Genomic DNA, 7,473 nt, shown 5'->3' with positions numbered 1-7,473 from the left:
CCCGCCGGCACGGGGGGCGCCGGGGTCTGCGGGTCCTCCGCGTCCAGGAGGCGGACCGCGTGGCGGCCGAGCTGGGCGACCAGGGCGCCCGGCAGCCAGGGGTCGCGGGAGCGGCCGCCGGCCACGGTGTCCTCCGCGCCGGTGCGTTCCAGCACCCGGTCGAGGGTGGGCCGTGCCGCCGGGTCCTTCTTCAGGCAGTCGCGTACGAGGTCGGCGATCCCCTCGGGCACACCGGCCAGGTCGGGTTCCTCCTGGGCGATGCGGAACATCAGCGCGTGCACACCGCTGTTGGCGGTGCCGAACGGGAACGTGCCGGTGGCGGCGTAGGCGAGTACCGAGCCGAGGCAGAACACGTCGCAGGCGGGCGTGATGCGGTCGCCGCGCACCTGCTCGGGTGCCATGAAGCCGGGCGAGCCGACGAGCGCGCCGGTGCGGGTGAGCCCGCCGTCGGTCACCGTCTCCAGCGCCCGCGCGATCCCGAAGTCGATGACGCGCGGACCGTCGATGGTGACGAGCACGTTGGACGGCTTGAGGTCCCGGTGGATGATCCCCGCGGCGTGGATGTCCTTCAGCGCGTGCGCGAGACCGGCGGCGAGGATGCGCACCGAACGCTCGGGCAGCGCCCCGTGGTCGTGCCCGACCACCTGCTGGAGGCTGGGCCCGGCCACGTACCCGGTGGCCACCCACGGCACGGGCGCCTCGGTGTCCGCGTCGAGCACCGGGGCCGTCCAGTCGCCGCCGACCTGCCGCGCGGCGTGCACCTCCTGGCGGAAGCGCGCCCGGAACTCCTCCTGCTGGGCCAGCTCCCGGCGGATCAGCTTGACGGCGACGGTGCGTCCCCGGTCGGAGCGGGCGAGGTAGACCTGCCCCATGCCGCCGGCCCCGAGCCTGGCCAGCAGCCGGTACGCCCCGATTCCCGGCGGGTCCCCGGGCCCGAGCTTGTCCATCGCCACGCCGCCTCCCCCCGATGAGCAACATCCCGAGGATAGTGCGGGGCCGGTACCCGGTGAGCTGGGCGATGTCTACGGTTCCGTAACAGGCGGCCCGAGTGTGTCCAGCACCGTGGACAGGCGTTCCAGCGCCTCCACCGCACGGGCGAGTTCCGCCTCCCCGTACGCCGCTCCGTACGCCTGTGCCAGCCGCTCCGCGAAGGCCGCGTGGCCGGGGTCGACACGGCTGATCGCCGTGCGGCCCCGCTCCGTGGGGGCGAGGAGTTTGGCGCGGCGGTGGGCCGGGTTGGGCCGGTACTCGGCGAGTCCGCGCTCCACCAGCAGGTCGGCGATGCGCTGCACGCTCTGCCGGGTGATGCCCATGGCCCTGGCGATCCCGGAGACCGGCAGCGGCTCGCCGAGGACCGCGCCGAGCACCTGCCACCGGGCGGCGGTGAGCCCGGCGGGCCGGGCCAGTTCCTCGGCGACCGCGAGGAACTGGCCGTTCAGCCGGAAGGTGCCGAGCGCGCCCCGGCTGAGCAGGTCCTGGTGTTCCCCGCTCACCGCGCCGTGGCCTTCGCGTACTCGGCGTACGCCTCGGGGTCCGAGTCGTGGAACAGCCGGTACCAGGCGTCGTTCACCGTGTCGTCGTGGACGCCGAGCAGCCGGAGGATCTCGCGGGCGAAGGCGACGGGCTCGGTCGGCCCGGCGGTGACGAGACCGCCGTCGGTGACCGCGTCGGCCTCGACGTACCGGTCGCCGCCCGCGTAGCCGGTCGCGGCGAGGTAGAAGGAGACGGCACTGGTGTGCGCGCGGGTGTCGAGCAGCCCTTCCCTGGCCAGCCCGGCGGTGGCGCCGCAGATCGCGGCGACGGGCACACCGGCGTCGAGGAAGGCGCGGGCGGCGCGGGCGAAGGGGGCGAGGTCGTCGCCCTCGTCCCAGCGGTCGGCGCCGGGGAGGATCAGCAGCGCGCTGTCCTCGGGCCGCAGCTCGTCGAGCGTGAGGTCGGACAGGACGCGGAGTCCGCCGATGCCGGTGACGGGCTCCCCGGCCGGGGTGACCGTACGCACCTCGTAGCCGGCGCGCGCGAGGTGCGCGGTGGCGTGACCGGTCTCCCAGTCGGCGAAGGTGTCGTAGAGGGCGAGATGCACGGGCTTGCGGGTCATGACCGCTCCCTTGTGGGTACGCCAGCAGATGACAGCATCTTGTCATTAGGACAGCATCCTGTCAATCACTCCTGTCGACACCCTGTCGCGGAAAGTCCCCCACCGCAGACAGGCCGCCGATGTCGCGCCCCCGCGGCACCGGCCTACCCTCGCCCGCATGACCCCTCAGCCGAACCCCGAAGCCGGCGCCGCCGTCAAGGCCGCCGACCGTGCGCACGTGTTCCACTCCTGGTCCGCGCAGGAGCTCATCGACCCGCTCGCCGTCGCCGGGGCGCAGGGGTCGTACTTCTGGGACTACGACGGCCGGCGCTACCTCGACTTCACCAGCGGCCTCGTCTACACCAACATCGGTTACCAGCACCCGAAGGTCGTCGCCGCGATCCAGGAACAGGCGGCGCGGATGACGACGTTCGCGCCCGCGTTCGCCGTCGAGGCACGCTCGGAGGCGGCCCGGCTGATCGCCGAGCGGACCCCGGGCGACCTGGACAGGATCTTCTTCACCAACGGCGGCGCCGACGCCGTGGAGCACGCCCTGCGCATGGCGCGGCTGCACACCGGCCGCCCCAAGGTGCTCTCCGCGTACCGCTCGTACCACGGCGGCACCCAGCAGGCGGTCAACGTCACCGGTGACCCGCGCCGCTGGGCCTCCGACAGCGGCACGGCCGGGGTCGTGCACTTCTGGGCGCCGTTCCTGTACCGCTCCCGCTTCTACGCGGAGACGGAGGAGCAGGAGTGCGCGCGGGCGCTGGAGCACCTGGAGACGACGATCGCCTTCGAGGGGCCCTCGACGATCGCCGCGATCGTCCTGGAGACGATCCCGGGGACGGCGGGCATCATGATGCCGCCCGCCGGCTATCTCGCCGGGGTCCGCGAGCTGTGCGACAAGTACGGGATCGTCTTCGTCCTCGACGAGGTCATGGCCGGGTTCGGACGGACCGGGACGTGGTTCGCGGCGGACCTGTACGACGTCGTCCCGGACCTGATGACCTTCGCGAAGGGCGTGAACTCCGGGTACGTGCCGCTGGGCGGTGTCGCGATCTCCGGGGCGATCGCCGACACGTTCGGGAAGCGGCCCTACCCGGGCGGCCTGACGTACTCGGGGCACCCGCTGGCCTGCGCCGCCGCCGTCGCGACGATCCGTGTGATGGAGGAGGAGGGCGTCGTCGAGAACGCCGCCTCCCTCGGCGCGTCCGTCGTCGGCCCCGGGCTGCGGGAGCTGGCCGAGCGGCACCCGAGCGTGGGCGAGGTGCGCGGGACCGGCATGTTCTGGGCGCTGGAGCTGGTGCGGAACCGGGAGACCCGCGAGCCGCTGGTGCCGTACAACGCGGCCGGCGAGGCGAACGCCCCGATGGCGGCCTTCGCCGCCGCCGCGAAGGAGGCCGGGATCTGGCCCTTCGTGAACATGAACCGCACGCATGTGGTGCCGCCGTGCAACGCGGGCGAGGCGGAGCTGAAGGAGGGTCTCGCGGCGCTGGACGCGGCCCTGTCGGTGGCGGACGGCTACGTGGAGTGACCGCCCCGCGAGGTCGGCACGGACGGGCGCGAGGGGGGCCTCCCCCGCGCCCGTTCGAACACCCCGGGGCCCGTCCGAACGCGTAAGGTGGCGTGCTCGCGGACATCCGCGTGCACGCCACTCGAACGCGACGAGGGAGACGCCCCGACCATGCCCGGCTTCAGCGGCGGCGGCGCCGTGACCCGCAGCACCCTGCGGCAGCAGATCGCGGACGCGCTCCGTGACGAGGTGCTGGCCGGGCGGCTCCAGCCGGGGCAGGAGTTCACCGTCAAGGAGATCGCCGACCAGTACGGCGTGTCCGCGACCCCCGTCCGGGAGGCGCTGGTCGACCTGTCGGCGCAGGGGCTGCTCGACGCCGACCAGCACCGGGGCTTCCGGGTGCACGAGTACTCCGCCGACGACTTCCGGGGCATGATCGAGGCCCGCACCCTGGTGACCGACGGGATGTTCCGCGCGCTGACCGGCGGCCACCTGGCGCACCTGCGGCCGGAGGAGCCCCGGGTGGCCGCCGCCCTCGCCGGGGTGCGCAGGCGTGGCGAGGAGGCGCAGCGCGCGGCCCTCGCCGGGGAGGTCACCGTGCTGATCGGCTACGACCTGCGCTTCTGGCGCGAACTCGGGTCGGTGTTCGGCAACCCGTACCTCACCGACTTCCTGCACCGGCTGCGCGTGCGGACCTGGGTGTGTGTGGTGCAGCGTCTGCGGCGGCTGCCCGACCTGCGCGGGCACCTGTGGGCCGCGCACACCGATCTGGTCGACGCGCTGTCGCGCCGTGACACCGACGCGGCCCGCGCGATCGTCGCGTCGTACGACACGCACGCGCTCTCCCTCGTGGAAGGGCTGACGGGCGGTGGGATGGGTAAGGGACCTGCACAAGGGCCGGCACGGGGGGAGCAGCCCGCGCCGGGCGCCGATACGCTTCCCTGACCACGACGACCGTCCCGACGACCGTGCTGTGTGAGGAGCCTTCCTTTGGCCTGTGACCTGTGGCTGGTACCGCTCGTCGACGTGTTGTGCCACACGCCCGACAACCCGTTCGCCGAGGAACTCGCGCAGTACAACGCGGTGCTCGCCGAGTCCGGCCTGCCACCGGTGCCGGTGTACCAGTACATGCCGGGACTGACCGGCGAGGTGGCCCCGGTCGCGGGTTTCGACTACGACGCGCTGCACTTCCTGCGGCGGGTGTACCTGCTCCAGGTGTGCGGGCTGCCGGTCACCCCGGTGGACGAACTGGGTGGCGACTACGAGCAGTTGCTGGAGATGTTCGAGACGACGGCCCAGCAGTCCCACCTGGTCTGGCACTACGACCACGCGGGCGCGTACGTCCCCGTCGACTTCCCGCACCCCCTCGCCAACGACGAACTCCTGGCGGGCGGCGGCCCCTTGGGCTCGTCCCACGCGCTGCTGCGGGAGCTGGAGCTGGTCGCCCCGTCCATCGGCATCGACCCGGCGAACCCCCCGGCCGCGCCCGAACCCCCGCGCGGCCCGACCGAGTTGGAGGAGCCGGCCGTGCCCGCCCCGTACGACCCCAGCCCCTTCGCCCGTGAACGCCACGTCTGGCTGGGTCTGCACGCGGCGGCGACCCGGAGCCTGGCGCAGGGGTCGATGATCGTGTTCAGCTGACGGCAGGGGTCAGCCCAGTTGCGAGAGTCCCTTCTGGAGGTCCTCCGCGTTCATGACCGGGCACATCTCCACCTGGGCGTTCATGTGAGTGAAGAACGGCTCGCCCACCGGGGGCACCTCCGAGCTGTCCTGCATGTGGAGGACCAGCACCATCGTCCGCCGCCCGCCGATCGGACCGAAGTAGGCCGCCTCCGGCTGCAGCCGGTCGAGGATCCCCTTGACCTGCTCGGCCATCTTCCCGCTGCGGAGCAGCTCGTTCGCCTTCTCGGTGTCCAGCGTCGCCTTGAGCATCACGCGCATCGCACTCACCTTCTTCCGCGTCGATGCACGCTCTGATGTCAGGGTATGCCCGATACGACGAAGCCACCGGCGCCCCTCGTCGAGGGGCGCCGGTGGCCGGCCGGAACGGGTGCTCCTACAGGAACGAGTTGATCTCGATCGTCTCGGTACGGCCCGGGCCCACGCCGATCGCGGAGATCGGGGCGCCGGACATCTCCTCCAGGGCCTTGACGTAGGCCTGGGCGTTCTTCGGCAGGTCGGAGAACGACTTGGCGCCGGTGATGTCCTCGGACCAGCCCGGCAGCATCTCGTAGACCGGCTTCGCGTGGTGGAAGTCCGTCTGCGAGTACGGCAGCTCCTCGACGCGCTTGCCGTCGATCTCGTACGCCACGCAGACCGGGATCTGCTCCCAGCCGGTGAGGACGTCGAGCTTGGTGAGGAAGAAGTCGGTGAGGCCGTTGACGCGGGTGGCGTAGCGGGCGATCACCGCGTCGAACCAGCCGCAGCGGCGGTCACGGCCGGTGGTGACACCGCGCTCGCCGCCGATGCGGCGCAGCGCCTCGCCGTCCTCGTCGAACAGCTCGGTCGGGAACGGGCCGGCGCCGACGCGGGTCGTGTACGCCTTCAGGATGCCGATGACCCGGCTGATCTTCGTCGGGCCCACGCCGGCGCCCGTGCAGGCACCGCCCGCGGTCGGGTTCGACGAGGTGACGAAGGGGTACGTGCCGTGGTCGATGTCGAGCAGCGTGCCCTGGCCGCCCTCGAAGAGGACCACCTTGTCCTGCTCCAGCGCCTGGTTCAGCACCAGCACCGTGTCGGCGACGTACGGGGCGAGCTTGTCCGCGTAGCCCAGCAGCTCCTCGACCACCTGGTCGACGGCGATCGCGCGCCGGTTGTAGAACTTGGTGAGCATCTGGTTCTTGACGTCGAGGGCCGCTTCGACCTTCTGGGTGAGGATCGACTCGTCGTACAGGTCCTGGACGCGGATGCCGACGCGGTTGATCTTGTCGGCGTAGGTCGGGCCGATGCCCCGGCCCGTGGTGCCGATCTTGCGCTTGCCGAGGAAGCGCTCGGTCACCTTGTCCACCGTCACGTTGTAGGGCGTGATGATGTGAGCGTTTCCGCTGATCAGGAGCTTCGACGTGTCGACGCCGCGCTCGTTCAGCCCGCTCAGCTCGGAGAACAGGACCGACGGGTCGACGACGACGCCGTTGCCGATGACCGGCGTGCAGCCGGGAGACAGGATTCCGGAAGGGAGCAGGTGGAGGGCGTACTTCTGGTCACCCACGACTACCGTGTGGCCGGCGTTGTTGCCGCCCTGGTAGCGCACCACATAGTCGACGGAACCACCGAGCAGGTCCGTCGCCTTTCCCTTGCCTTCGTCACCCCACTGAGCACCGAGCAGCACAAGTGCGGGCACGCGCGTACACCCCTTCCGGGCGGGGCATGTCCAAGGTCAAGGGCGCACACGGAGGATCACCGCCGCGTGCACCGCCGCGACCACCGTTGGCCGCCAACCGTCGGACCGGATGCCCCGGAATAGACGAAGCCCCTGGCGCAATAGCGCAAGGGGCTCTTGCACAAAGATGCTACCCGAGGAAGCGAGGCATGGCCGAGGTGGCGACTTCCAGGACCTTCTCCGCGACGTCCGATCAGCTCCTGGTGGTCGTCGACCCGGTCGCCCGACGGGCGGACGGCGAGTCCGTCCGGATCGCGAAGGACGTGCTCAGCGCGGGTGCGGCGGGCACGAAGGTGTGCCTGCCGGACGGTCCGGAGGAGTTCGCGCGGATGCTGGCGCGGCGCGGGTCGCGGCGGCCGGTGGTGGTGGGCGACGACCGGGCCCTGGTGCGGGCGGTGACGCTGCTGCACCGGCGGCGGGAGCTGGCCGACTGCGCGCTGTCGCTGGTGCCGGTGGGGGGCGCGGTCTCCCTCGCCCGGTCGCTGGGGGTGCCGGCGGGTGCGGTGG

At 72.1% G+C, this 7,473-nt stretch carries 8 protein-coding genes and 1 pseudogene; 4 read left to right on the top strand and 5 right to left on the bottom strand.

Going from position 1 to position 7,473, the window contains the following annotated elements; genetic code table 11:
* From B7767_RS04545 to B7767_RS04535, 3 genes are all read right to left on the bottom strand, one after another.
* Positions 1-947: serine/threonine-protein kinase (locus tag B7767_RS04545; RefSeq protein ID WP_143652210.1), on the bottom strand; the 947-nt coding region annotated here is incomplete at its 3' end.
* A gap of 75 nt (positions 948-1,022) precedes the next feature.
* Positions 1,023-1,493 carry a MarR family winged helix-turn-helix transcriptional regulator gene (locus B7767_RS04540; RefSeq protein ID WP_085570984.1) on the bottom strand — a complete coding sequence of 157 codons (471 nt, stop codon included), beginning with the start codon at positions 1,491-1,493 and terminating at the stop codon, positions 1,023-1,025.
* Positions 1,490-2,095 (bottom strand): DJ-1/PfpI family protein, encoded by a 606-nt coding sequence (locus B7767_RS04535; RefSeq protein WP_085570983.1) that lies wholly within the window; start codon positions 2,093-2,095, stop codon positions 1,490-1,492. Before B7767_RS04535 ends, B7767_RS04540 begins: the two co-directional genes overlap by 4 nt.
* A 157-nt stretch (positions 2,096-2,252) precedes the next feature.
* Here B7767_RS04535 and B7767_RS04530 point away from each other — a divergent pair, with 157 nt between their 5' ends.
* The 3 genes from B7767_RS04530 to B7767_RS04520 all read left to right on the top strand — a co-directional run bounded on the left by B7767_RS04530 (position 2,253) and on the right by B7767_RS04520 (position 5,228).
* Complete coding sequence (locus B7767_RS04530; protein ID WP_085570982.1) at positions 2,253-3,608, top strand: aspartate aminotransferase family protein; 1,356 nt, start codon at positions 2,253-2,255, stop codon at positions 3,606-3,608.
* A gap of 150 nt (positions 3,609-3,758) precedes the next feature.
* Complete coding sequence (locus tag B7767_RS04525) at positions 3,759-4,532, top strand: GntR family transcriptional regulator (protein WP_085570981.1); 774 nt, start codon at positions 3,759-3,761, stop codon at positions 4,530-4,532.
* A gap of 45 nt (positions 4,533-4,577) precedes the next feature.
* Positions 4,578-5,228 carry a hypothetical protein gene (locus B7767_RS04520; protein ID WP_085570980.1) on the top strand — a complete coding sequence of 217 codons (651 nt, stop codon included), beginning with the start codon at positions 4,578-4,580 and terminating at the stop codon, positions 5,226-5,228.
* Positions 5,229-5,237: 9 nt separating this feature from the next.
* On the opposite strand, the gene B7767_RS04515 is transcribed toward B7767_RS04520, so the two are convergent.
* The gene (locus B7767_RS04515; RefSeq protein ID WP_085570979.1) at positions 5,238-5,528 is read right to left on the bottom strand and encodes a hypothetical protein; all 291 of its coding nucleotides are present in this window, start codon (positions 5,526-5,528) and stop codon (positions 5,238-5,240) included.
* 115 nt (positions 5,529-5,643) lie between these two features.
* Complete coding sequence (locus B7767_RS04510) at positions 5,644-6,927, bottom strand: adenylosuccinate synthase (RefSeq protein WP_085570978.1); 1,284 nt, start codon at positions 6,925-6,927, stop codon at positions 5,644-5,646.
* A gap of 188 nt (positions 6,928-7,115) precedes the next feature.
* Here B7767_RS04510 and B7767_RS04505 point away from each other — a divergent pair.
* A pseudogene (locus B7767_RS04505) lies at positions 7,116-7,473 on the top strand (diacylglycerol kinase); the annotation flags it as partial.

It is taken from the genome of Streptomyces sp. 13-12-16, assembly GCF_002114215.1.
Lineage (GTDB): Bacteria > Actinomycetota > Actinomycetes > Streptomycetales > Streptomycetaceae > Streptomyces.
Note: the sequence above shows the minus strand (reverse complement) of the source record. Positions and strands in the feature narration are given on the sequence as shown.

Excerpts from the sequence above, each read along its gene's own strand:
- B7767_RS04535 (WP_085570983.1), bottom strand. The coding sequence starts at position 2,095 with ATGACCCGCAAGCCCGTGCATCTCGCCCTCTACGACACCTTCGCCGAC.
- B7767_RS04525 (WP_085570981.1), top strand. The coding sequence starts at position 3,759 with ATGCCCGGCTTCAGCGGCGGCGGCGCCGTGACCCGCAGCACCCTGCGG.
- B7767_RS04515 (WP_085570979.1), bottom strand. The coding sequence starts at position 5,528 with ATGCGCGTGATGCTCAAGGCGACGCTGGACACCGAGAAGGCGAACGAG.
- B7767_RS04530 (WP_085570982.1), top strand. The coding sequence starts at position 2,253 with ATGACCCCTCAGCCGAACCCCGAAGCCGGCGCCGCCGTCAAGGCCGCC.